General features: G+C 58.0%; 18 protein-coding genes. 2 read left to right on the top strand and 16 right to left on the bottom strand.

Annotation, left to right across the window (positions count from 1 at the left end):
• The 12 genes from K787_RS0103530 to glnE all read right to left on the bottom strand — a co-directional run bounded on the left by K787_RS0103530 (position 1) and on the right by glnE (position 14,376).
• A complete protein-coding gene (locus K787_RS0103530) occupies positions 1–963 on the bottom strand; it encodes a polysaccharide pyruvyl transferase family protein (protein ID WP_152486779.1) in 963 nt (320 codons plus the stop codon).
• 147 nt (positions 964–1,110) lie between these two features.
• Positions 1,111–2,397: a Mur ligase family protein gene (locus tag K787_RS0103535; RefSeq protein WP_022961414.1), complete on the bottom strand. Its 1,287-nt coding sequence runs from the start codon at positions 2,395–2,397 to the stop codon at positions 1,111–1,113.
• 117 nt (positions 2,398–2,514) lie between these two features.
• Complete coding sequence (locus tag K787_RS0103540) at positions 2,515–3,939, bottom strand: lipopolysaccharide kinase InaA family protein (protein ID WP_084671920.1); 1,425 nt, start codon at positions 3,937–3,939, stop codon at positions 2,515–2,517.
• Entirely contained in the window at positions 3,936–4,709 is a 774-nt protein-coding gene (locus tag K787_RS0103545) for a lipopolysaccharide kinase InaA family protein (protein WP_022961415.1), read from the bottom strand. Before K787_RS0103545 ends, K787_RS0103540 begins: the two co-directional genes overlap by 4 nt.
• 66 nt (positions 4,710–4,775) lie before the next feature.
• Positions 4,776–5,543, bottom strand: a complete 768-nt coding sequence (locus K787_RS0103550) for a lipopolysaccharide kinase InaA family protein (RefSeq protein ID WP_022961416.1) — start codon at positions 5,541–5,543, stop codon at positions 4,776–4,778.
• On the bottom strand, positions 5,540–6,286 hold the full coding sequence (locus K787_RS0103555; RefSeq protein ID WP_022961417.1) for a lipopolysaccharide kinase InaA family protein: 747 nt from the start codon (positions 6,284–6,286) through the stop codon (positions 5,540–5,542). Before K787_RS0103555 ends, K787_RS0103550 begins: the two co-directional genes overlap by 4 nt.
• Entirely contained in the window at positions 6,283–7,098 is an 816-nt protein-coding gene (gene rfaP / locus K787_RS0103560) for a lipopolysaccharide core heptose(I) kinase RfaP (protein ID WP_022961418.1), read from the bottom strand. The genes K787_RS0103555 and rfaP overlap by 4 nt, the downstream gene beginning before the upstream one ends.
• The gene (locus K787_RS0103565) at positions 7,095–8,216 is read right to left on the bottom strand and encodes a glycosyltransferase family 4 protein (RefSeq protein WP_022961419.1); all 1,122 of its coding nucleotides are present in this window, start codon (positions 8,214–8,216) and stop codon (positions 7,095–7,097) included. The genes rfaP and K787_RS0103565 overlap by 4 nt, the downstream gene beginning before the upstream one ends.
• Positions 8,216–9,289, bottom strand: coding sequence for a lipopolysaccharide heptosyltransferase I (gene waaC, locus K787_RS0103570; protein WP_022961420.1), 1,074 nt, complete (start codon positions 9,287–9,289; stop codon positions 8,216–8,218). The genes K787_RS0103565 and waaC overlap by 1 nt, the downstream gene beginning before the upstream one ends.
• 2 nt (positions 9,290–9,291) lie before the next feature.
• Positions 9,292–10,338, bottom strand: a complete 1,047-nt coding sequence (waaF, locus tag K787_RS0103575; RefSeq protein WP_022961421.1) for a lipopolysaccharide heptosyltransferase II — start codon at positions 10,336–10,338, stop codon at positions 9,292–9,294.
• Positions 10,339–10,424: 86 nt separating this feature from the next.
• Positions 10,425–11,348 carry a branched-chain amino acid transaminase gene (locus tag K787_RS0103580; protein WP_022961422.1) on the bottom strand — a complete coding sequence of 308 codons (924 nt, stop codon included), beginning with the start codon at positions 11,346–11,348 and terminating at the stop codon, positions 10,425–10,427.
• 97 nt (positions 11,349–11,445) lie between these two features.
• Entirely contained in the window at positions 11,446–14,376 is a 2,931-nt protein-coding gene (gene glnE / locus K787_RS0103585; RefSeq protein ID WP_022961423.1) for a bifunctional [glutamate--ammonia ligase]-adenylyl-L-tyrosine phosphorylase/[glutamate--ammonia-ligase] adenylyltransferase, read from the bottom strand.
• A 260-nt stretch (positions 14,377–14,636) separates the two neighbouring features.
• Between glnE and aceE the strand changes: the two genes are divergently transcribed.
• Positions 14,637–17,294 carry a pyruvate dehydrogenase (acetyl-transferring), homodimeric type gene (gene aceE / locus K787_RS0103590; protein ID WP_022961424.1) on the top strand — a complete coding sequence of 886 codons (2,658 nt, stop codon included), beginning with the start codon at positions 14,637–14,639 and terminating at the stop codon, positions 17,292–17,294.
• A gap of 10 nt (positions 17,295–17,304) precedes the next feature.
• Positions 17,305–18,990 (top strand): dihydrolipoyllysine-residue acetyltransferase, encoded by a 1,686-nt coding sequence (aceF, locus tag K787_RS0103595; protein WP_022961425.1) that lies wholly within the window; start codon positions 17,305–17,307, stop codon positions 18,988–18,990.
• Positions 18,991–19,117: 127 nt separating this feature from the next.
• Here aceF and K787_RS25810 read toward each other — a convergent pair whose 3' ends face one another.
• From K787_RS25810 to rluD, 4 genes are all read right to left on the bottom strand, one after another.
• A complete protein-coding gene (locus K787_RS25810) occupies positions 19,118–19,750 on the bottom strand; it encodes an REP-associated tyrosine transposase (RefSeq protein ID WP_370736715.1) in 633 nt (210 codons plus the stop codon).
• A gap of 421 nt (positions 19,751–20,171) precedes the next feature.
• On the bottom strand, positions 20,172–22,739 hold the full coding sequence (gene clpB, locus K787_RS0103605; protein ID WP_022961427.1) for an ATP-dependent chaperone ClpB: 2,568 nt from the start codon (positions 22,737–22,739) through the stop codon (positions 20,172–20,174).
• 609 nt (positions 22,740–23,348) lie between these two features.
• A complete protein-coding gene (pgeF, locus tag K787_RS0103610; protein ID WP_022961428.1) occupies positions 23,349–24,083 on the bottom strand; it encodes a peptidoglycan editing factor PgeF in 735 nt (244 codons plus the stop codon).
• Positions 24,080–25,039: a 23S rRNA pseudouridine(1911/1915/1917) synthase RluD gene (gene rluD / locus K787_RS0103615; protein WP_022961429.1), complete on the bottom strand. Its 960-nt coding sequence runs from the start codon at positions 25,037–25,039 to the stop codon at positions 24,080–24,082. The genes pgeF and rluD overlap by 4 nt, the downstream gene beginning before the upstream one ends.
• Positions 25,040–25,081 lie beyond the last annotated feature (42 nt).

The following is a 25,081-nucleotide window of genomic DNA, read 5'->3' on the forward strand; positions in this document are numbered from 1 at the left end:
TCACTTGTTCTGCGCATCGCTGGCTAATCTGGCAATACCGGCAAACATCCGCTTCGCCGCTGCCAGCGAGTGCTCAAGAAATCGCTCCAGACCAGCCCTTTCGGCTTCGCTATAGGGCTGCGCGGGCAATCTGGACAGGCCCTCGGTATAGCTTTCGCACAGACGGCCCGATAACCCCGCCTGCTTCAACAAGCCTTCAATTTTATGGGTATTCGAGCTGAGGGCCATGAACGGCGTTCCCGTTATCATGCACAGTGTCGCCATATGAAAGCGTCCGGTAACCACACCTTCCGCAGCACTGATGGTACGCAGAAAATCTGCCGTCGACTGTACCGAGTACCGCCAGCGCAAACGACCTAGCCCCCTGGAAGACGAGGCATCAGGATGGCGGCCTAACCGGCTGCCCAGCCTATGGCGTAGCATTTTGGCATTGGCCTTTAAACTTTTGAAAAAGAAGCGACCTTCGCTCCCGTGGCGCAGTGGGGGGATAGTACGGATACTCAGGTAGCGCACGTCCATATCAGAAGGAAGCTGACTCAACGTCTCCCACAGTTGCTGTTGAACCGACTTCAACACACTGCCGTTGATTATCAGCCCGTGGCGGACCAGGCCGCCCACCGCAGGACGAAATGACAGTGTCAGATCGGGTACCACTTCAGAGGCAACGCCCGCTAACTCAAGCGCCTCCCGGCTCAAGTCATCCCGAACAAAGATTTGCGAGAAATCGCCAGCGAACTCGGTCAACTGTTGGTTGTTCTGCCACACCGAGTTAATCAATACGCAGGGAATACCCAGCTTACGGCAATGACGTGCCAGACGCCCAAGCATCATGGCTGCCGGCGCATCGTCATGCATCGTACCTTCACCATTGACGATACACACGTCAGCCTCGGCTACACGCTCAAGTAAAAACCGGTCTTTGGTCCAGTCATGGCGCACTGGCGAGGCATGAGCAATATGCATACCGGCCTCCGTCGCCAGAGCCCGAATTTGCCTGATAACCAATTGGCAGCCGTGGTGGTCATCATAAGAAGTATCGTTGAACAATATTGCCTGCAACAAGAATCAGCTCCCTGAAGGATAATAGGGCATGACGACAGGCATCATAGCTCAGCCAGGATTGCGTGGGATCAACCGAACGAGCCCGCCTTCCATATCGGCGCAACATTGCGCCCATGCTGTGAGCACGCTCGCGCAATGGTCTGTCTGTGCGTCAGACTCACCGTGCTCTGTCGTATACGTGTTTACCAACGCGTCCAACCGATTAACGCTAGATGCCTTTAACAGCACTACCTCGCCCTCGAGAATATCCGCTTCCAGCTCCTCCCTGAGCATTTCCAAAGAATCAAGGACGATGACACGCGAAGGACCGTAGGTCTCGATCAACCGGGTTATTTCATGCGGCGGTCTGAAAACCAGAACACGATCAGCATAGGCAAGCGCAATCTTGACAGCCTTGCGCAATTTGGGACTGAAAGCTCCTGCGTAATCAGACATATTACCCAACACTATCGTCTTGCGCGGCGCCGTTTGAAACGCGTTCAACACACCAAATGCCAGCTCCAGAGTTGGATAAGGCGCTTTCACGGTATCGCAGATAAGCTGACGCTGATGGGTGATCGGATGCACCGAGCAACGGCCCTGAAGGCCGTGAAACAGCCGAGCACGCTCGGCCAATTCGGATAGGGAAATGCCCGCCTGATGCGCGCAGGCGATTGCCGCCAAAGCAGCAGAAACGAAATGTAACGCAGGCAGGCCGATATCGAACTCGACGCGCTGATCAGCATGCGCACAGGTAAAGTTCAACCGTCCCTGGGGGTCGACCAACGGGTTCAGCGCCCGATAGTCGGCCTTTTCTGCAAGGCCAAAAGTCATCACCTGTGCCTGAGTCGCCCCCGCCATACTCGCTACCAACGGATCATCCAGATTGAGAAAGACCATACCAGATGCACTGACCGCACTGGCAAGCACGCTCTTTTCCTGCGCAGTAGCTTCGAGACTGCGAAAGTTGGCAAAGTGATCACTGGATACCGAGGTGATGATAGCCATACACGGTTGGACCAGAGCGCAACCGCTGGCCAAGGCGCCCGGCTCATGCCCGCTCATTTCAACCACTAGGTACTGGTCTTCAGAGGTGACTTCGATCAGCCTCTGGGCAATATCCTTGAGCGCATTGTGCAAAATGGAACCCGCAGTCCGATAGCGAGAACCCAACAAGAAAAACAGCAAGGCGCTGGTTGAACTTTTACCTGCACTACCGGTGACGCCGATAATGTGCGTGGCTATCAGCTTCTTACGATTGTCCGCTGCGAGAACGAGATCGATTTCTGTACGTGCAGGCCGACGTCCGTGCTTGAGCATGAACAGCCATTTCGTCAGTACCCGTTTGATTTTCATTCAAATCTCGTCCAGAGATAGGTTGTTAGACGATACCCCTATGCAGCAAAACTGTCGCCAACCCTGATTATGTGTCATCCCTTAATTTCACAACCGTTACTTTCGTCGGCGTCGCGCTCAAGGAAGATGTGCGTCCAGCCAACGCGCCAGCGGACTGCTCGCAGGCCAGTTTCGTAACAGACGCGCACGGTCAATACGCCAAGCTTGATGCCAGGCGGCCTCGCTGCTGTGCGCCAGCATGCCATCGAGATCGATCAACCACACTTTTTCATCGTGCCAAAGCAGATTGGTAGCCTTGAAGTCACCATGACTGATACGCGCCTCGGCCAGTTGCCGCAGCAGCAGCAGCAGTGCCTCGCCTTGTGGCACAGAGGGCTCGATTTGGCCGTCAACCCCGAAAAGCTCGAGCAAATTCTGACCCGGACAATATTCGCAGATCAGCCAGGCGCGGCGACGTAAAGGGCCGAAACGGCTTTCAATCATCGCCAGTGGCGCGGGCGTGGGAATGCGCAAAAACTGCAGACGTTGCGCCGCCAGCCATGAATGCCAGGCGCGGCTGGGGCGCCAGAAACGGCTCAGCCAATGGCCAAGCCCTTTGATGTTGTAGCGCTTGATCACGACGCTACCGCTGTCTAACTGGGTCAGCGTAACGCTACTGCTGCCGCCGTCTTTTAGCTGGGGGGTTTGCTCGAACGGCGAGTCCGGCGCATCCAACAGTGGGTGCAGGTCTGCGGCACGGGCTCGCACCGCCGCAGAAAATCGCCACCAGTTGCGCTTCACCTGAAAAAAACTGCAATCACGCACGGCCTTGCGTAGCCAATCAGCCAGCCGCTGCGCTCTAACCCGCCGCACTTGTTCAGCAATACGATCTGGGTTGAGTGCGCGCTCAGCATTGATCTGAAGGTAATGGATCAGCAGCAGTTCGACATACTCGTCCCACGAGCGATCCAGCTGAGCAAAAAAAATGGCTAGATTATCTTCTGCCTGCCGCGACGCCAGGGGCTGACCAGGGCTGACCAGCTCGATTGCGTCGCCGTCGATCACGTAAAGCTGTTCGCCCTGCAGCAGAAAGTTGCCCAAATGCAGATCCGTCTGCGCCAGGCCGGCACGGTGCATGGCGGCAATACTGCCCAGCGCCTGACCCAGGAAATCGAGCGCTGAAGCACTGCCAGCCGGTCGATCATCCATCTCGTCCCAGATTTGCTGCAAGTTGTTTGAACCTTGCAGATAATCAGTGCAAATAAACCGGCTACCAAGCTCCAGCTCGCCACTGGCCACGATATCGGGTGTTGCAATACCAGCCTCCTTTAACGCCAGCAGGCCATCCAGCTCCCGCTGCGCATGCCGACTGGCGCTACGGGATATAAACAGCTTAACCACTACCGCCCGCCCGTTAAGCTCACCGGCAGCCACCAGGCGCTTGCCGGGCAACACCCGTAACCAATGCTGCAGCGATATTTCCCCTGCGGGGGTAGCCAGCAATGCCGGCAACACCGGAGCGCGTCCGCCAGCGGCCAGCGCAGCAAGGGTGGTTGGCATCATCTGCGCTCTTTCGCCTCTATGCGCTTCTGGATACGGATGATAAAAGCCTTCGCTTCGTTATCCAGATGGCTCTTTTGCAAGTATGCCAATATAAACCTCAGCCTCTCAGTCCGACTTGGCGCCCCGCTCCGGCGGCTGAACGAGCCAAGATCGGCCACGTAATCTGCCTGGCCAAACCAGGCGCGACGGGTTTTTTCCAGATCAATCAAGCGGGCATCAGCGCCCTGATCATCGACCTTCAAGAACACATGCTTGGGGTACAAGCACTGGTGGACCTTGCCCGCCTGATGAAGCGACCTGATCAACTTGGCAGCAGCTAGAATCAACCTTTGTTTTCCGCGCCAGCCCAGGCCTTGCCAAGATTGAAACCAGGTACTCAGCGGTTCGTATCCATCCAGCGCTTCAGTCAACAACAGCGCTTGCCGGTGACCATTGAGGCGCCGCTGGGCAAAATACACCGCCTTTAAAGCGGGGATACCTTGACCGGCATAGCTCTTGATGGCACGGAATTCGCGGGCAAACGTAGGTTCCCCAAGGGGGTGCCTCAAGCTGCGAGTCAAATGATTGTCCTGGCGCTTAAGATAAAATCCGCGGGCGACGCCCTCGGCATCCGTTAACTCCAACCGATATACGCTGCTCCAGCCACCACGGCTGGTATTGGGTGCATCTACCGCATCCAGCTGCAAGGCCCAAAGCGCAGCAAAATTATCCAGCCCATGCTGAGCAAGCAGCTCCCTTGCGCCCTGAGGGGCAAAATACTCCTGGATCATTCTCGGTCCCTATCATGATCAAACTAAAAAGTGAGGCCCGAAATCGGGTGTGACTGAACACATGGGTTACCGGCGGCGTGTGCGACCCGCAATGATGCGGTGCAACAGTTGCCTCGACGGCTCATCCAGCCGCTGGCGGCCCAGATACGCTAAAAAGAAGCGTAGTTTCTGCCCGGGCGTGGCGACGCCACTCTCGCGCAGCAGGCTCTTTAAATCACGGATTTTATCGCGCTGACCAAACCAGGCAGGGCGAGTCTCTACCAGGTCAATCAAACGCGCCCCTGCACCGTCGTCATCAAGCTTGAGAAAAATATGCTTGGGGTACAAATTATTGTGCATCCTTTCCGCGTTGTGCAGCGCACGAACCAGCGCTGCGGCGGCCAGAATCAGGTCCTGCCGGTCGCCCCAGGCAAGTTGCTCCCAACGCTCGTACCAGAAGGTCAGAGGCTTGTAGATATCGAGCGCACGGGTAAGCAGAATCGCCTGGCGGTGGCCCTTAACGCCTCGCTGGTCAAAAAACGCTGCCTCCAGCGCAGGAATACCCAGGTGCGCGAAGCGCTGAATTGCACGAAACTCGCGGGCGAAACTGGCTTCCCCCAAAGGGCGCAGCGCATGGCGCACCAATTGGTCATCCTGGCGCTTGAGATAAAAGCTCTGAGCATCGCCGTTGGCGTCTTTGAGCTCTAGCCGCACGACCTTTTTCCAACCGGTGCCCCGCGTGAGTAGGGTCTGGTCGCTGGAGCACTGGTAAGCCCAAAGCGTCTCAAAGCTGTCCAGACCGTTTCGCGCCAGAACGTCCCTCGCATTGACCGCAATAAAAGCAGACCGACTCATTCGCGCCCCCGGAAATAGTTCACTACTGCGCGGATGCGTTTTTTATCTGCCGGCGACAGGCGTGCACATTCAGCGTAATCCTTGTAAAAATGTAGCCGCTGGGTCGCAGACAGTGCCTGCTTGCCCAGTTTATCCAGGCACGCCAAGTCCTTGATGATGCGGTACTCAAGCACCGGCCCCCACCAGAAACTGCCACTGGGGCAATCGATCATAAATACATCCGGGAAAGGCTTCTGATTAACCAGAATATTTCGCCATTTCAGATCATTGTGAGCGAATTTCTGATCGTGCATCATTCGCGTGGCGTGAGCTACCTGGCGCGATACATGGTTAACCCAAAGGCGATTGGCGAACCGTGGATCGCCACCGCGAGCGATCTGCGCCAGATCAGCTGTGTTGGACAGATCCTCGGTAATCAGTGCGCCGCGTAAAAACGCACCGTTAAGGCGCTCAAGGCCAAAGCCGACCACGGTCGCCGAGGGAATCCCCCAGGCATGAAAATTGAGCAGGTTTTCCCATTCCGCCTGAATACGCGGCCGGCCGATATAACGCCTGAGATTCTTGCCGGCGCCGGTATAACGCTTCACATAATAAAACCGGCCACCGACCCAGACCTTGTGCACAGTGCTGATGGGGTCGCTGGTGATTTTTTCGCCTTCCAGGGCAAACACAGTATCCAGGTCGGCAAAGACCTCGCCACTGACTCCAGTGGCGTATTCAGGATTAAGCGTCCAACCCGTCATGCAGCATCACCTTGGGCGTACTTGCGCTCGAAGCGCGCCTGCAACTTTGCCGCCTTTTGCTCCAGCATAGTCAGCAGCCTTGCTTCACTGGCCAATACCTCGCGCAACGGACGGGCGAAATAGGTTTGCAGGAAGCGCAGTTTATCGCGCCGGGTCAGGCCGATAGCCAGTGCAGAGAAATACAACCCGGCTAAATCCTTATCGCGCCAGCGGCGCGGCACCGCGGGCCTGATCTGGGCCCGGTGCAGATCGATCAGCGATAACCTGAACTGTTCCGCGCTCGGCTGCTGATCGGTATGCAGTAAAAAATGGCAGATATAGCAGTCGCGGTGATTGACCCCGGCTTGGTGCATACGCCGGGTCATATTCGCCACCTCGTTAATCAGCGCCCTTTTTAGCGCGGGGGGCGGCGGCATGATCGGCCAATCGCGACTGTAATCTTCAAGGCTAATGGTCGGCGCGAGCTCTTCGGTGATGATAAAGGAGTGCCTGGTCGCGGGATTGGCGCCACGCTCACCGTAAGCTACCGCCGTCATGGTTGGCACGCCAGCCGCCGTCAGCGCCTCAATTGCCTTCCACTCTTGATCCGCGCCCAACACGGGGCGTTTCAGGGTCAGCCAGTTCTTGGCAATCTCGCCCCAGCCTACCCCGCGATGAATCTTCACAAAGTAGCCTTTGCCGCGCACTTCAGTGCGCAAGGTACGGCGCGCTTCCAGCTCGCGAAACACCTCACCCTGTAACTGTTCCACTGCCACAAAGGGATCATGGTTTGCCCACAGGCTGGCGAACGGCTCTGATAGTCTAAGGGTCAAACGCTCTCTCCAAGAATCACGGCTGCAGCCTTCTCTGGCAGGCTATACAGATCGGCGCGATCAGCAAAATCCAGGGCGTTCTCATGCCAGCGCCGCCGGACCTGATCGTCCTGTAAAATCTGCTTCAGCATCTCATTCAGCTGCTGTTGCTGAAAGGGGCTGGGCACCACACGGCCAGAGTCGGCCTCCTCAATATAATGGGCGTAGCCACATACATCAGTGACCAGCACTGGCAGTCCGGCGACCAGCGCCTCAAGCAGCACAGTGCCAGTATTTTCGTTATAAGCCGGATGGATCAACAGATCAGCACCCAGCAAAAACCGCGGTACGTCGTCACGGCCCTTTAGAAACAGCACCTGATCGCTCACGCCGGCGGCGCGCGCCTGCAGTTGAAATGGCTTGGCATCGTCCTGACCGATCACCATCAGGCGCGTACGTTGGCGCAGTTGCTCAGGCAAGCTGGCCAACGCCGCAATAGAGCGATCCAGGCCTTTGGTCTTGAAACCTGAACCTACCTGCAAGAGTAAAAGATCCGTGTCTTTCAGGGCAAACTCGGCGCGAAAGGCCTTCCTCTGCACTGTTGCATCGGGCGGCGCCCGCCGGTCTGCAGCAATACCTGGCGGTAACAGGTGAAAGCGCTCTTCCGGTGTACGGTAGTGCTTCATGAATAGCGGTTTCTGCACCTCGGAGATCATTAATATCTCTGTGCGCACCGCTGGCGAAAACACCGCCCGTTCGTATTCGGCAAAGTGTTTGTAACGCCCCCAGTATCGATACAGCGGGTTACGCAGGTTTTGCGCCTTGTCTTCAAAACAGGGGTCTGCTGCGTAATATACGTCCAGACCGGGCATCTTGTTGAAACCGACCAGACGATCAACCGGCCTGCGCGCCAGGTCCTTGTTCACCCAGGCGCTGAACTTTTCATTACGCCGGTGATTGGAGAAGGCCTTGACTGGCGCGACCAGCACCTCGAAGCCTGGCGGAATATCACCCTCCCAGATCAGCGTATACACGCGTATTTGATGGCCGCGCTGCTGGCAGATTCTGGCAATGCGCATGAAGTCGCGTTGCAAGCCGCCGTAGGGAAAATATTTATACAGCACAAAAGCCAGCTGCATCAGATCAACCTCTCTTCAAGCAGCAGGGACTGCAATTGCAGGTAGACGTGCCGCGGATTCAGCCGAGTAAAACACAGCGGCTGCTCGCGGCGCAGATCGAACTTGCGCGCGTCTTCGGGGGTAGGCTGGTAATGACAGGACTTCTGCAAGCAGGGCGCGCAGGGAAAATCGCTGGACAAATGCACTTGTGAAGCGCCATAGGCGCCGGTCAATATCGGATTGGTCGGTCCAAATAGCGACAACGTAGGCACATCCAACGCCGCAGCGAGATGCCCTAACCCGGTGTCCACTGCAACACAAGCCGAGGCGCCCGCCACCATTCGCGCCATACCGGCCAGCGACAGTTTCGGTAGCACCTGCACGCGCTCAAGCCCCTCGGAAATTCGGTCGGCGCGGGCCTTTTCCGCAGGGTTACCCCAGGGCAGACGCACATAAAGCCCGTCAGCAACTGCCTGTTCGGCCAGCTCCCGCCAGTATAACTCCGGCCAGTGCTTGGTCGTCCAAGTCGTACCGTGGAAAAACAACAGGTAAGGCTGATCGGTAATTTCGCCCGCCAGATAGGCCCGGTTGAGGCCGTAATCGCCCACGGAGTCGGCGCCGTTCTTACTCAGCCGATACCCCAGCGCTTGGGCGAACAGCTGCCGTACGCGCTCTACCGCGTGCTGCCCCCAGGGCACGTCGCAGCTCTGGTCATAAAAGCGGCTGGCTAGCGGCTCGCGGGCAGAGGTCTTGTCCAGACCGACTACAATGCCCTGGGCGTAGCGGGTCAGCCAGGCGCTCTTCAACAAACCTTGGGCGTCTATGATCAGGTCGTAGCGAGTGGTGGAAAGTCGCTCCTTGAAGCGCGCCCACTCACCACTGCGCCAGGTCTGCAACGGATGCTTGCGCCAGCGGCGGATGGCCACGGGTATGACCTCGGCCACCGCCGGGTGCCAGGCAGGAATCTCGGCAAAGCCCTCCTCCACCACCCAGTCAAACTGAATATCGGGGATGGCACGGCGCGCGTCAGTCAGCGCCGGCAAGGTATGGATAACATCCCCCATGGACGACGTTTTGATCAGCAGTACGCGCATGCTCAAAGGGCCTGCGGGTCGGCCAGGGGTTCACTCACCAGGCGATCCAGCGCATCAATGACAAGCTGCGGACGCAGATCACGCAGGCAATTGTAATGACCGAAACGGCAGGTACGATCAAAACACGGGCTGCAGTCCAGCCCCAAGCGCACCGTTTCTACCTGGCTTGCCAATGGCGGCGTAAAGTCCGGCGAGGTAGAACCGTAAACCGCCACCAGTGGCCGATCCAGCGCTGCGGCTACATGCATCAGCCCTGAGTCATTGCTGACAACCGCATTGGCGCAGGAGAGCAAATCGATAGCCTCAGCCAGCGTGGTTTCACCTGACAGGTTCACCGATTCTTCACGCAAGCCGGGAATCAACTGCTGACGGATGTCTTCACCGCCGGGGTGATCGCTTTTAGAGCCGAACAACCACACCTGCCAACCCTGGCGAATTTTCTGATCCGCCACCTTGGCATAATGCTCTGCGGGCCAACGTTTCGCCTCGCCGAACTCGGCACCAGGGCAAAGCGCCAATACCGGCCGATCCAGCTCCAGGCCAAAGCGCTCGAGAGCGGCGTCTCGGGTAACAGAATCAATCTGCAGACCGGGGCGCGGATAAGGCTTTTGCAGCTCATGATCAGGCTCATAGGCCAGCGCCATAAAACGCTCAATCATCAGCGGTAGGCGTTGTTTATCCAGCACGCGCATGTCATTGAGTAGCCCATAACGCATCTCGCCGCGCCAGCCGGTTCGCTGGGGAATGTCAGCAAAAAAGGGCACCAGGGCAGATTTTAAGGAGTTGGGCAGCAATATGGCCTGATCATAGCGGCCTGCCAGGCTTTTACCGATCCGCCGGCGCACGGCAATATCCAGCACGCCATGCCCAAGCGGAAAACTCAGCGCCTGGCGCACCTCGGGCATGCGCTCAAGAATCGGCCGGCTCCAGTCCGGCGCCAGCACATCGATCTGACAGTCAGGGCCATGGCGCAACTTGAGGCAGACAAACAGCGTCTGCGCCATGACCATATCGCCAACCCAGCTGGGACCTACAATAAGAATATTCATAAGGGCAGCTTCAAGCCACAAGCTTCAAGCTGCAAGCCTAAAAGCAATTTATCAGTGCTTGCCGCTTGCAGCTTGTCGCTTGCCACTTATTTAACCAGCGTGCGCCATTCGGCATGCGCACCACTCTGACCGGTCACCAGGTCAAAATAGGCTTTCTGCAATTTCTCGGTGACCGGACCACGACGGCCTTCACCGATCTGGCGGTTATCCAGCTCGCGGATCGGCGTCACTTCGGCTGCAGTGCCAGTGAAGAAGGCTTCATCTGCAATATAGACCTCATCACGTGTCAGACGCTTCTCAACGATCGGAATATTGAACTCCGCCGCCAATGCCAACACCGTACTACGAGTAATGCCATTCAGGCAGGCGGTGACTTCAGGGGTGTAGATCACGCCTTTTTTGACAATAAACACGTTCTCACCAGAACCCTCGGCAACATAGCCTTCGGGGTCCAGCAGCAATGCCTCATCGGCACCAGCGGAAATCGCTTCCTGCAATGCCAGCATGGAGTTCATGTAGGCGCCGCTGGCCTTGGCCCGGGTCATGGTGATGTTGACGTGGTGACGGGTGAAAGAGCTGGTGCGTATCTTGATGCCACGCTCCAACGCTTCTTCACCCATATACGCACCCCAGTGCCAAGCAGCGATGGCCACATGCACTTTGAGGTTGTCGGCACGGATACCCATACCCTCGGAGCCGTAGAAAACCAGCGGGCGAATATAAGCCGTCTCGAGATTGTTCTCGCGCACTACGGCGCGCTGGGCCTCATTCAACTGTTCCTTGGTAAAAGGAATTTTCATGCCCATGATATGCGCCGAATCGAACAACCGGTCGGTATGCGCATCAAGGCGGAAAATCGCCGTACCATCGGGAGTGCTATAAGCCCGTACACCTTCAAATACGGCCATGCCGTAATGCAAGGAGTGGGTCAGAACATGCACATTGGCCTCACGCCACGGCAGCATTTCACCATCAAACCAGATAACACCATCACGATCGGCCATCGACATAGCAGCCCGCTCCATCTAATTGGTTGTTCTTAACTTGATTATGTCCGGCCCGGACTTGCCCTGTCGCCGTACCCGGGAAACGCCCGGGTATCGCGTGTCATTCCGGCAGCCATTTCTGCCACAGATTGATGACGCCACGTCGGAAATCATGGAACTGGTCGCCACTGACTTTGCCCGGCTGCTTCTGCAATGCCAGGCGATGGGCTGCGGCGCGGTAGGCTTTGTAAGCCTCCTGCAAGCGCTGCACGTCTTCACCGGAGGTCAGTCCGGCATCACGCAACCCGTCTAGAATTCTGATGTTATCGGTATAACGCAGTAACTCGGGGTACCGGCACGACCAGGCCAGAACGGCATATTGCACCATAAATTCGATATCAACGATACCTCCAGCATCCTGCTTCAGATCAAACAACGCTTCTGCGGTGAATGCAGACGGATCAAAACCGGCCCGCGTTGCCTTGGTACCCAGGTTGTCGCGCATTTTATGGCGCATGCCACCCACCTCTTGGCGCAATTTGGCCTCATCACGCGGGCGGCTCAGGACTTCCGTGCGCAAATCGTGAAAGCGGTGGCTCAATCGCTTGCAGCCGGCCAACACCCTGGCCCGTACCAACGCCTGATGCTCCCAGGTCCAGGCTTCTTCACGCTGATAACGGGCGAAAGACTGCAAGGAGCTGACCAGCAACCCGGATTCACCAGAGGGGCGCAAGCGCATATCTACTTCATACAGCGCACCAGAGGTGGTCTGGGTGTTGAGCATATGAATGATGCGCTGCCCCAAACGAGTAAAGAACCGGCTGCCTTCGATCGGCTTCACGCCGTCGGTTTCCGCATCCGCATCGCCATCGTGAATGAACACCAGATCCAGATCAGAGCCATGCCCAAGCTCGATGCCGCCGACCTTGCCATAGCCGAGAATGACAAAATCCATCTCGCACAGGCTGCCATCCGCGCGTTTGGGAAAGCCATGGCGCTGGGTCATTTCTCGCCACGCCAACAGCAAAACCTGCTGAAGAATGGCCTCGGCGATCCAAGTCAGGTAATCGCTAACCTTCATCAACGGCAAAGTGCCGGCGATCTCGGACGCGGCCACGCGCAACACATGAGCGCGGCGAAAATAGCGCAGCACTTCCATCTGCTGTTCCAGATCATCCTCGGGGATGCGCATGAGCTGCTGACGCAACTCGTCAACCAGCTCTTCGGTTTCTGGCGGACGATAAAGACGCCCGGCATTGAGCAACTCATCGAGTACCACCGGGTAGCGGGTTATCTGTTCGGCTATCCACGGACTGGCCGAGCACAGCACCAGCAGCTCACGTAACGCACTGGGGTTCTCAGTCAGCAGCAGCAGATAGGCAGAGCGCCGTGCCACAGCCTCCACCAGGGGCATGACCCGCTCCAGCGCCAGGTCGGCATTGTCCTGTTCAGTGGCCATGCCCAGCAAACGCGGCATAAATACATCCAGACGCTCCCGGCCTAGACGTTGCATGGAGCGAACCCGACCGGACTCCTGCAGGCCTTGCAGTAACCGCAATGCCTCTTCAGGCTTATTGAAACCGCCCTCGCGCAACTGCTCGATGCGCTGCTGTGCATCCAGCGAGCCTTCCCAGACCGGCATCCATTCCGAATGCAGGGGTAGCTCTTCGTCATGCTCCTCGTCCGGGTCGGCAATCACCGCAGCGAAATGTCGCGCTACCCGCTCACGCTGGCAATGCAGTGCCTCCCTGAACGCATCCCAGTCAGCAAAGCCCATGACATAGGCAATGCGTTGCTGGCTCTGCGCGTCGGTCGGCAGCATCTGGGTCTGCCGATCATCCAAGGCCTGCAGTGCGTGCTCAGCGTCGCGCAGGAAAAGATAGGCGCCTTTGAGCTCGTCCACCGCGTCATCCGGCAAATAGCTGTTGGTTGCCAACATATCCAATACTGACAATATTGGTCTCTGCTGCAAACCTCGGTCACGGCCGCCATGAATCAGCTGAAACGCCTGACCGATAAATTCGACCTCGCGAATGCCGCCCGACCCCAGCTTGACGTTATCTTGCAGCCCCTTGCGCTGCACCTCACGCTGGATCATCAGTTTAAGGCTACGCAGCGCCTCGATAGCGGCAAAATCCAGGTAACGGCGATAAACGAACGGCTTGAGCATCGCCAGCAGCTCGGCGCCAGCGGCTTGATCGCCTGCGACTACCCGCGCCTTGATCATGGCGTAGCGCTCCCAGTCGCGCCCCTGATTCTGGTAGTACTGCTCCAACGCATCAAAGCTGAATACCAGCGCGCCGCTGTCGCCATAGGGGCGCAAACGCATATCCACACGAAACACGAACCCATCGACCGTGATCACATCCAGCGCCTTGATAAGCCGTTGGCCGAGGCGGATAAAAAACTCCTGGTTGGATAGGCTGCGGCGGCCACCTTGGGTTTCGCCCGCTTCCGGATAGGCAAAAATCAGATCAATATCAGATGACAGATTCAGCTCCTGAGCGCCCAGCTTACCCATTCCCAGGACCACCATATGCTGCGCCTTGCCTTGCGCGTCCGAAGGTGTCCCCAGCGCCACACAGGACTGGGTGTATAGCCATTGGTAGGACTGCTCAATACAGGCATCGGCCATGTCGGACAGATCCCGAGTGGTTTCTGCGGTCGCCGCCATGCGCGTCAAGTCGCGCCAGATAATGCGTACCTGCTGTTGCTGACGAAAACGGCGCAGCGTCTGGGCAAGCTGGTCTTCGGAGTCAACCGCTGCCAGGGCCAAGGCCAACATACGACTCATGTCGTCTTTTCCAAGCGAACGCCAGAGCAGATCATCTTCAACCAGACGCCAGGCCATCAATGGGTCGCGCCGCAGTTGCTCAGCGACAAAATCACTGCCCGCCAGCACCACACCAAGACCCTGGACAAATTGCTCACCTAATTCCGGCAACCTATCTTTCAGCCCGGCGCGAGTGATTGCAGCATGCCACTGATCCTGGTGGTGCTGGATCAGAGGTTGCAGTGATTCGGGTAATGGCAGAGGCGAGGAAAATGGCATGGTCTATCCTGTAGAAAACGCAATGCCGCAGCTTGCCACGGCAACGGGCCGCGGAAAAGCACAGTCAGCGAGAACTACGCGGTCATTTTGTAGCATTACTACATATAAGTTTACAAAGGGATGGATAAACACACTTTTTTGTAGTTAAACTACATAACAATTTATTACGCTGTACTTATAATTATCACACCCCGCTCGTTGTCACAGACTATCAAGTCCCGCACAGCGAATTAGGCCCACAAGGTCTGGAGAACTGACGCATGAAGCAAAACGATATCGATCCCCTCGAAACGCAGGAATGGCTGGACTCGCTAGAATCCGTACTGGACAACGAAGGTGAAGACCGCGCGCACTACTTGATGACGCGCCTGGGCGAACTGGCCAGCCGCAGTGGTACGCCGCTGCCTTACGCCATTACCACGCCCTACCGCAACACTATCCCGGTTGGTCACGAGTCACGCATGCCCGGCGACCTGTTCATGGAGCGACGCATTCGCTCGATGGTACGCTGGAACGCGCTGGCGATGGTCATGCGCACCAACCAGCAAGATCCGGACCTGGGCGGGCACATATCCACCTTCGCCTCCAGCGCAACCCTGTACGATATCGGCTTCAACTACTTCTTCAAGGCGCCCACCGAAGAACACGGCGGCGATCTGGTATTTTTCCAGGGTCACGCCTCGCCGGGCATTTACGCCCGCGCCTTCCTGGAAGGTCGCATCAGCGAAGACCAGCTTGATAATTTCCGTCAGGAAACCGGTGGCGAAGGCCTGTCGTCCTATCCTCACCCCTGGCTGATGCCGGACTTCTGGCAGTTCCCCACCGTATCCATGGGTCTGGGCCCAATCCAGGCGATCTACCAGGCGCGCTTCATGAAATACCTGGAGCACCGCGGTTTTATCGAGCCGGGCAAGCAGAAGGTCTGGTGTTTTGTCGGTGATGGCGAGACCGACGAACCAGAATCTCTAGGAGCCATTTCCCTGGCCGGACGCGAGAAGCTCGACAACCTGATCTTCGTCATCAACTGCAACCTGCAGCGTCTGGATGGCCCAGTGCGCGGCAACGGCAAGATCATTCAGGAGCTGGAAGGCAGCTTCCGCGGCGCCGACTGGAACGTGATCAAGGTTATCTGGGGGCGCATGTGGGATCCGCTGTTCGCCCAAGACCATGACGGCCTGTTACAAAAGCGCATGGAAGACGCCGTGGATGGCGACTACCAGAATTACAAAGCCAACGATGGGGCCTACGTGCGCGAGCACTTCTTCGGCACCCGCCCGGAACTCAAGGAGATGGTCAAGGATCTCTCCGACGAAGAGATCTGGAAGCTTAACCGCGGCGGTCACGATCCCTACAAGGTGTATGCCGCCTACCATCAGGCAGTCAATCACAAGGACCAGCCTACGGTTATTCTGGCCAAGACCATCAAAGGTTACGGTACGGGTGCAGGCCAGGGTCAGAACACCGCGCACAATACCAAGAAAGTCGATATCGACAGTCTGAAGAAATTCCGCGATCGCTTCGACATTCCGGTCAACGACAAAGACCTGGAAAAGCTCCCCTTCTTCAAGCCCGAAGAAGGCAGTGCCGAATACAAATACCTGCATTCGCGCCGCGAAAAGCTTGGCGGCTATATGCCCCAGCGCCGCACCGAAAGCTTCAAGGTGCCAGTCCCCCCGCTCAGCACACTCAAGGCGATCCTCGATGGCAGCGGCGACCGCGAAATCTCCACCACCATGGCCTTCGTACGGATCATTTCGCAGTTGGTCAAGGACAAGGAGCTCGGCTCGCGCATCGTACCTATCGTGCCCGATGAGGCGCGTACATTTGGTATGGAAGGCATGTTCCGCCAGCTCGGCATCTACTCCTCCGTCGGGCAATTGTACGAGCCCGTCGACAAGGACCAGGTGATGTTCTACCGCGAGGACAAGAAAGGTCAGATTCTCGAGGAAGGCATTAACGAAGCCGGTGCCATGTCCAGCTGGATCGCTGCGGCGACCGCGTACAGCACCTACAACCAACCGATGCTGCCGTTCTACATCTTCTATTCGATGTTCGGCTTCCAGCGGATCGGCGATCTGGCCTGGGCCGCTGGCGACAGCCGCGCCAAAGGCTTCCTGATCGGCGGCACCGCCGGGCGCACGACCTTGAACGGCGAAGGCCTGCAGCATGAGGATGGTCACAGCCACATCCTCGCCTCCACCATTCCCAACTGCCGCAGCTATGACCCGACCTATGGCTACGAGCTGGCGGTGATTATCCGCGAGGGTGCGCGGCGGATGATGGAAGACCAGGAGAACGTCTACTACTACCTGACGGTGATGAACGAAGCTTACGTGCAACCGCCCATGCCCAAGGGCAAGGACGTGGAAGAAGGCATCATGCGCGGCATGTACCTGCTGGAAGGTGCCAGCAAGCCGGCCAACCTGCATGTGCAGTTGATGGGTAGCGGCACGATTCTGCGCGAAGTGCGCGAGGCGGCGACCATCCTCAAGGATGACTTTGGCGTCACCGCCGACATCTGGAGCGTCACCAGCTTCAACGAGCTGCGCCGCGATGGCCTGGATGTGGAGCGCTGGAATCGTCTGCACCCGACCAAGAAACCGCGCCAGAGTTTTGTTGAGCAGAGCCTGGCCAACCGCAGCGGCCCGGTCATCGCCTCGACCGACTATATGAAGCTTTTTGCTGAACAGATTCGCCAATGGGTTCCCGGCACCTTTAAAGTTCTGGGCACCGATGGCTTCGGCCGCAGTGATAGCCGCCGCAAGCTGCGTCACTTCTTTGAAGTGGATCGCTACTGGGTAGCCTACTCCGCGCTGTCCGCGCTGGTGGAATCCGGTGATCTGAAACCCAAGGTATTGACCGACGCGCTCAAGACCTTTGGTATCGACCCCGAAAAAACCAACCCGCTGGATTGCTGAGGAAAACGGTATGAGTGAATTGATTAAAGTACCCGGCATCGGCGATGGTGCGGGCGAAGTTATCGAGATATTGGTCAAGGTCGGCGACAAGGTCGAGGCGGAACAGAGCCTGGTGACCCTGGAATCCGACAAGGCCAGCATGGAAATCCCCTGCCCCAAGGCCGGCACGATCAAATCGATCAAGGTCAAGATGGGTGACAACCTGAAGGAAGGCGACGACCTGATCGAGTTGGAATCCGAGGGCGCCGACGGCGGCGGCAAGAAAGAAGAGAAAGCAGACGACGCGGATAAATCCGAAGCCTCTGTTGGCGAGCAGAACGAGAAAGCCAAAGCTGATAAGCCTGCCGAAAAAGCCCCCGCGAGCAAATCAGCCGCCAGTGACAAAAAACCGGCCAGTAGCGCTGTGCAAGCAGTGAAAGTCCCCGACCTTGGCTCGGACAGCAAGGCCAAGGTTATCGAGATTCTGGTCAAGAAAGGCGACACGGTGGAAGTCGATCAGTCGCTGATCGTACTGGAGTCGGACAAGGCCAGCATGGAGATTCCGTCGCCTGTCGCCGGCATTGTTGAATCGGTTGAGATCAAGCTGGAGCAAGACGCGGGTACCGGCGATCTGATTCTGCATATGAAAGTCGAGGGTGAAGCGCAGGAAGAATCGGCCAAACCTGAAAGCACTGACACATCAAACGAAGAAGCTGAAACCAAAACGGCCAGCAAGCCCGCCGAAAAATCGGACGATGCAGAGCAGAAAGCTGCGCCTGCGCCCGTCGGCGGCCCGAGCCGCGATGGCACCAAAGTCCATGCTGGCCCGGCCGTGCGCCTACTTGCCCGTGAAATGGGTGTCGACCTGGCAGAAGTCAAAGCCAGTGGTCCGCGGGACCGTATTCTCAAGGAAGACGTGCAGAGCCACGTTAAATCCGTGATGAAACAGGGCAAGAGCGCGCCCGCAACCGCCGGTGGTTCGGGCATACCGGCAGTGCCGGAAATCGATTTCAGCCGGTTTGGCGAGATCGAAGTCAAGGACATGACCCGGCTACAACAGATCGGCGCTGCCAACATCCATCGCAGCTGGTTGAATGTGCCGCATGTAACACAGTTCGATCTGGCTGACATCAGCGAACTGGAAACCTTCCGCAAGGACCAGAAAACCGTGGCGGAAAAGGCTGGCGTTAAACTGACCATCCTGCCCTTCCTGCTCAAGGCCTGCGCTCACCTGCTGCGCGAACAGGCTAACTTCAACGTCGCTCTGGCGCCTAACGGCAAGCAGCTGATCCACAAGAACTACGTGCATATCGGCTTTGCTGTGGACACGCCCGACGGGCTAATGGTCCCGGTGATCCGTGACGTGGACAAGAAGAGCCTGCTGCAACTGGCTGGCGAAGCAGCTGAGCTGGCAGACAAGGCGCGCAACAAGAAACTGGGTGCCGACGGCATGCAAGGCGCCTGTTTTACCATCTCCAGCCTGGGCCACATTGGCGGCACCTACTTCACGCCCATCGTCAACGCGCCGGAAGTGGCCATCCTGGGTGTATCCAAGGCAACCATTCAACCGGTATGGGACGGCAGCACCTTCCAGCCGAAGTTGATGCTGCCGCTATCGCTGTCCTATGACCACCGCGCCATCAATGGCGCTGCGGCCGCGCTGTTCACCAAGCGACTCGGCGAGCTACTGGGCGATATCCGCTCAATGCTGCTGTAATCCCCACGGGAGTGTCGAGTGCCATCTCGACACAACGCCGTCAGCCGCAGCACCGCTGGCCGAGAGGGAACTCGGCCTTCCCAGGGAGTCACTACGCCGGCTCGCAATTAGCCGATAGCGCTCACCACTAAGCCCCCTTGTAAGCACTGGACCAGCGCCAATCCTCGGCACGCTTACAGAGCCCGGCCTTTACTGGATTTTGATGTACGTAAAGCACAGCGGCTTGATAATGCCGAACGTCCCGAATGTATCTGTCCCAATATCCCCGCATCCAAAACTGACCATAGGGCAACGTGAGCCCACTCTTTGAGCCATGCATTAAAGCCCAGCGAGCGCTGTAAGATTTCCAACCCTGGACTATGCGCGGCAAAGAATAGGTCGGCTCGATCACCACATGTACGTGATTCGGCATGATGCACCAGGCTACTAGCTCATAGCGCCTGCCGTGATGGAATACCAGCGACTCACGAAGCACCTCAGCCATTTCGGAACATCGTAGTACACAGCAACCCAACCCTTGGTCGAGCCAATACTCAATGTTTTCTCGCTGACTCCTCGCCCGTTGATCGGCAGGCAGTCGGCAGGTCTTTTTGCGCAATTCGCGTAACACTGACTGAGGCAAAGCGTCCCCCAGACGAAAGGTAATAAACTGCAGTGTATGGGGAACATCAAAGTGCGGAAGTTTTCGTGCTGTATACCAGCCCTTGTGACTAACGATAGCCATAAAGAACAGTCCTTGTTCATTGGTACATACAACCATGCTAACAACTGAGGTTACGCCCCGACTGCGAAACGAGTCGCAGACCAGACAATTTATTGCAGAACCTCGCTCTGGGAGTGTCGAGTTCCATCTCGACACAACGCCGTCAGCCGCAACACCGCTGGCCGAGATGGAACTCGGCCTTCCCGGAGCAGAGCGAACCCACAATAGTTTGTAGCTATACGGTCAGTTGCTAGGCCCCTGGGAGTGTCGAGTTCCATCTCGACACAACGGCATCAGCCGCAACACCGCTGGCCGAGATGGAACTCGGCCTTCCTGGAGCAGAGCGAACCCACAATAGTTTGTTGCTATACGGTCAGCTGCTAGACCCCTGGGAGTGTCGAGTTCCATCTCGACACAACGCCGTCAGCCGCAACACCGCTGGCCGAGATGGAACTCGGCCTTCCCGGAGCGGAGCGCCTCAGCTGGCGAAAACGAACTCGTCGTTTTCGACCTTGGCCTTGATGGTTACGCCCGGGGCGAAATCACCTGACAGGATGCGTTGCGCCAAGGGGTTCTCGATCCAGCGCTGAATCGCGCGCTTGAGCGGGCGAGCACCGTATACCGGGTCGTAACCTACGGCGATGAGCTTCTCCAGCGCCTCATCGGTCAGCTCCAGTTTCAGTTCATGCTCGGCCAAGCGCGCACCCAGACGCTGCATCTGAATACCTGCAATGCCAGCGATCTGCTCCTTGCCCAGCGGCTCGAACACCACTACTTCGTCAATCCGGTTGATAAACTCTGGACGGAAATGCTGGCCTACTGCGTCCATCACCGCCGCATGCTGGCCCTCTGGATCACCGACCAGTTCCTGGATCTGCGCCGAGCCGAGGTTCGAGGTCATCACGATCACCGTATTGCGAAAGTCCACGGTGCGGCCTTGGCTGTCGGTTAGGCGGCCGTCTTCAAGCACCTGCAGCAACACGTTGAACACATCCGGGTGAGCCTTTTCTACCTCGTCCAACAGGATCACCGAATAGGGCTTGCGCCGCACCGCTTCGGTCAAATAGCCGCCCTCTTCGTAACCGACATAACCCGGAGGAGCGCCAATCAAGCGTGCCACCGAATGCTTTTCCATAAACTCGGACATGTCGATACGCACCATCGCGTCTTCCGTATCGAACAGAAACTCGGCCAGTGCCTTGCACAGCTCGGTCTTGCCCACCCCGGTCGGCCCGAGGAACATAAAGGAGCCACTCGGCCGATTCGGATCGCTCAAGCCTGCACGCGAACGCCGCACCGCGTTGGAGACTGCGACCACTGCTTCATGCTGGCCGATAACCCGCTTGTGCAGGCTCTCTTCCATACGCAGCAGCTTGTCGCGCTCGCCTTCGAGCATTTTGGACACCGGAATACCGGTCCACTTGGATACGACTTCGGCGATTTCTTCCTCGGTAACTTTGCTACGCAGCAGTTGGTTTTCGGTCGGGCCGTGCTGGTCCGCCATCTGTTGGCTACGCTCCAGATCTGGAATTACTCCGTACTGCAGCTCGGCCATGCGGTTCAGATCGCCTTTGCGCCGCGCCGCCTCCAACTCTTGCCGAGCCTGCTCGATCTTTTCCTGAATCTGCGCAGACCCCTGCACTTCCGCTTTCTCGGATTTCCAGATTTCTTCCAGGTCGGCGTACTCACGCTCGAGCCGGACGATATCCTCCTTGAGCTTTTCCAGACGCTTGAGCGCGGCGTCGTCCTCTTCCTTCTTCAACGCCTCGCGCTCGACCTTGAGCTGGATCAGGCGGCGTTCGAGGCGGTCCAGCACCTCCGGCTTGGAGTCGATCTCCATACGGATACGGCTAGCGGCCTCGTCGATCAGGTCGATCGCCTTGTCCGGCAACTGACGGTCGGTGATATAGCGATGGCTCAATTTGGCTGCAGCAATGATCGCGCTGTCAGTGATCGCGACTTTGTGATGCACCTCGTAGCGCTCTTTCAAGCCGCGCAGAATGGCGATGGTGTCCTCTTCAGAGGGCTCGTCAACCAGCACCTTCTGGAAGCGGCGCTCAAGCGCGGCATCCTTTTCGATGTACTTGCGATATTCGTCCAAAGTGGTGGCGCCAACACAATGCAGCTCACCGCGCGCCAGCGCTGGCTTGAGCATATTGCCCGCATCCATCGAGCCCTCGGCCTTGCCGGCACCGACCATGGTGTGCAGTTCGTCGATAAACAGAATGACCCGGCCTTCCTGCTTACCCAGCTCACTGAGCACCGCCTTCAGGCGCTCCTCGAACTCACCGCGGAACTTGGCGCCGGCAATCAGCGAGCCCATATCCAGCGACAGCAGCCGCTTGTCACGCAGCCCGTCGGGGACTTCGCCATTGATGATGCGTTGCGCAAGACCTTCAACGATGGCGGTCTTGCCCACGCCGGGCTCACCGATTAATACCGGGTTGTTCTTGGTACGGCGTTGCAGCACCTGGATGGTCCGGCGGATTTCGTCATCGCGCCCGATCACCGGATCAAGCTTGCCCTCTTCAGCCTTTTTGGTCAGATCCACGGTGTACTTGTCCAACGCCTGGCGCGACTCCTCGACATTCTGGTCATTCACCGACTCGCCGCCGCGCAGGTTGCTGATGGCATTTTCCAACGCCTTTTTCGACACGCCCTGGCCCAGCAGTATCTTACTCAGCGCCGTGTGGCCTTCCATCGCCGCCAGTAGCACCAGCTCGCTGGAGATGAACTGGTCGTTATGCTGCTGCGCCAGTCGGTCAGCCTGATTGAACAAGCGCGCCAGATCCTGGGACAGATTGATATCCCCAGTCGGATTGCTGATAGTCGGTAACTGATCGAGAGCGTCGACCAATGCAGCGCGCAACACGTTGGTATCGAAGCCGACCTGACGCAGCAGCGGCTTGACCGAGCCTTGTTGCTGATCCAATAGCGCGAGCATAAGGTGCAAGGGGTCTATCTGATTATGATCACGGCCTACCGCCAATGACTGCGCATCGGACAGCGCCATCTGAAGTTTGCTGGTAAAGCGATCAATACGCATGGTATTCCCATCCTTTCTAGATGATCGCCCGCTAACTGGCTGGCGACAACGTTCATTGAGTATGGACTATAGATAGGGGCAATTATTGGTCTTTCAAGGCAGGAAACATTGACTAGAGTCAAAATATTGTCGGAAGGGGCGGTGGTTTGACCCGGCACCGCTGGCCGAGGTGGAACTCGGCCTTCCCGGGCGCTGATCTCTTGGCAAGCCCAACTATTCCGCGGCCCACCCCCTCTGGGAGTGTCGAGTTCCATCTCGACACAACGGCGTCAGCCGCAACACCGCTGGCCGAGGTGGAACTCGGCCTTCCCGGGCGCTGATCTCTTGGCAAGCCCAACTATTCCGCAGCCCACCCCCTCTGGGAGTGTCGAGTTCCATCTCGACACAACGGCGTCAGCCGCAACACCGCTGGCCGAGGTGGAACTCGGCCTTCCCGGGCGCTGATCTCTTCGCAAGCCTCACTATTCCGCAGCCCACCCCCTCTGGGAGTGTCGAGTTCCATCTCGACACAACGGCGTCAGCCGCAACACCGCTGGCCGAGGTGGAACTCGGCCTTCCCGGGCGCTGATCTCTTCGCAAGCCCAACTATTCCGCAGCCCACCCGGAGGGTCAGTGCGAACTTAGCCAGATTAGAGACGCCATACGGCCAGTCTGACCGTCGCGGCGGTAGGAGTAATAGCGCAGTGGGTCGCTGACCGTGCATTGGCCGCCACCACTGATCGCCGGGATACCCGCTGCGAGCAGACGCTGGCGGGCTAATTGATAGATATCGGCAAGATAATGCCCGGCCCGGTCAGAGGGCGCAAAGGCCGACGCGGCCTGTGGGTTAACCTGAATAAAGGCGTCACGCACCTCAGCACCGACTTCAAAGGCTTGCGGGCCAATAGCTGGCCCGAACCAGACCAGCACCTCGGAGGGCTCAACGGCCAGCGCCTTCAGTGTGTTTTCCAATACACCATCCAGCAACCCACGCCATCCTGCATGGGCCGCAGCCACCCGAGTTCCAGCATGATCACAGAAGAACACCGGCAAACAGTCCGCTGTCATGACGGTACAGGCGACGCCTGGTTGATCGGTCCAAGCGGCGTCCGCCTCTGCTAGCACGGCAGGATCCGCGCGAACTACGTCGGTGCTGTGAGTCTGCACCAGCCAGGCCGGTCGGCAGGCCAATTCCCGTTCCAGCTCCGCGCGATTGGCGGCCACGTGCACAGGATCGTCCCCAACGTGATCGCCTAAATTAAAACCCTTCCACGGTCCCTGACTGCTGCCCAGTTGCCGCGTGGTCACGCAGGTTTTCACCCACGCAGGGGCAGGCCAGTCAGCGGTCAGCCACTGCGGTTTCATTCAGCCAGCTCACCGTCTTCACGTAACATGGCCAGCAGGTGCTGCATATCTTCGGGCAACCCCACTTCCCAGGACATATGCCTACCGTCGACCGGGTGTTCCAGCTCCAACCGCCGGGCGTGCAGCGCCTGGCGCGGGAATTCGCGCAGCAGGGCAATCAGCTCCTTGCTCGCACCCGCCGGTACGCGCATACGGCCACCGTAGGTCTGATCCCCGACCAATGGAAAGTAGATGTGGCTCATATGCACCCTAATCTGGTGGGTGCGGCCGGTTTCCAGCTTGACCTTCACATGTGTGTGCGCGCGGAAGCGGCTGATCACCCGGTAGTGACTGACCGCCTGCTTGCCGCCGACCATCACCGCCATCTTCTGCCGGTTGGTTCCATGCCGGGCAATCGGCTGATCGACTTTGCCGCCGGCGGTCATCACGCCGACCACCACGCATTCGTATTCACGGGTAACCGTGCGCTCCTGCAGCTGATTGACCAGGTCGGTCTGCGCCTCCAGGGTTTTGGCCACGACCATTAACCCGGTGGTGTCCTTGTCCAACCGGTGCACGATGCCTGCACGCGGCACCTTGGCCAGCTCGGGTGCGTGATGCAGCAAGGCATTGAGCAGGGTGCCGTCGGCATGCCCTGCCGCCGGATGCACGACCAGTCCGGCCGGTTTGTTAATCACCAGCAAGGCAGCATCTTCATAGATCACATCCAGCGCAATCGCCTCGGGCTGCCAATCACCCTGCACTTCCCGTTCGGCGTCTAGCTCCAGCTTTTCACCGCCGTAGACGGTATCGCGCGGGCGCACGCTACGGCCGTCCAGCGTCAAGCTGCCATCCTTGATCCAGCCCTGCAGGCGGGAGCGTGAGTGCTCGGGGAACAATTGGGCCGCCACCTGGTCTAGGCGTTGACCGCCACTCTCAGGGGTGACCAGTGCAGACAAGCGGATACGATCAGACATTCAGGACTCACTGGCAGGCGCCGGGGCGCAATGGCAAAGCGC

Origin of the sequence: Halopseudomonas pelagia CL-AP6 (assembly GCF_000410875.1) — a bacterium.
Taxonomy (GTDB): domain Bacteria; phylum Pseudomonadota; class Gammaproteobacteria; order Pseudomonadales; family Pseudomonadaceae; genus Halopseudomonas; species Halopseudomonas pelagia.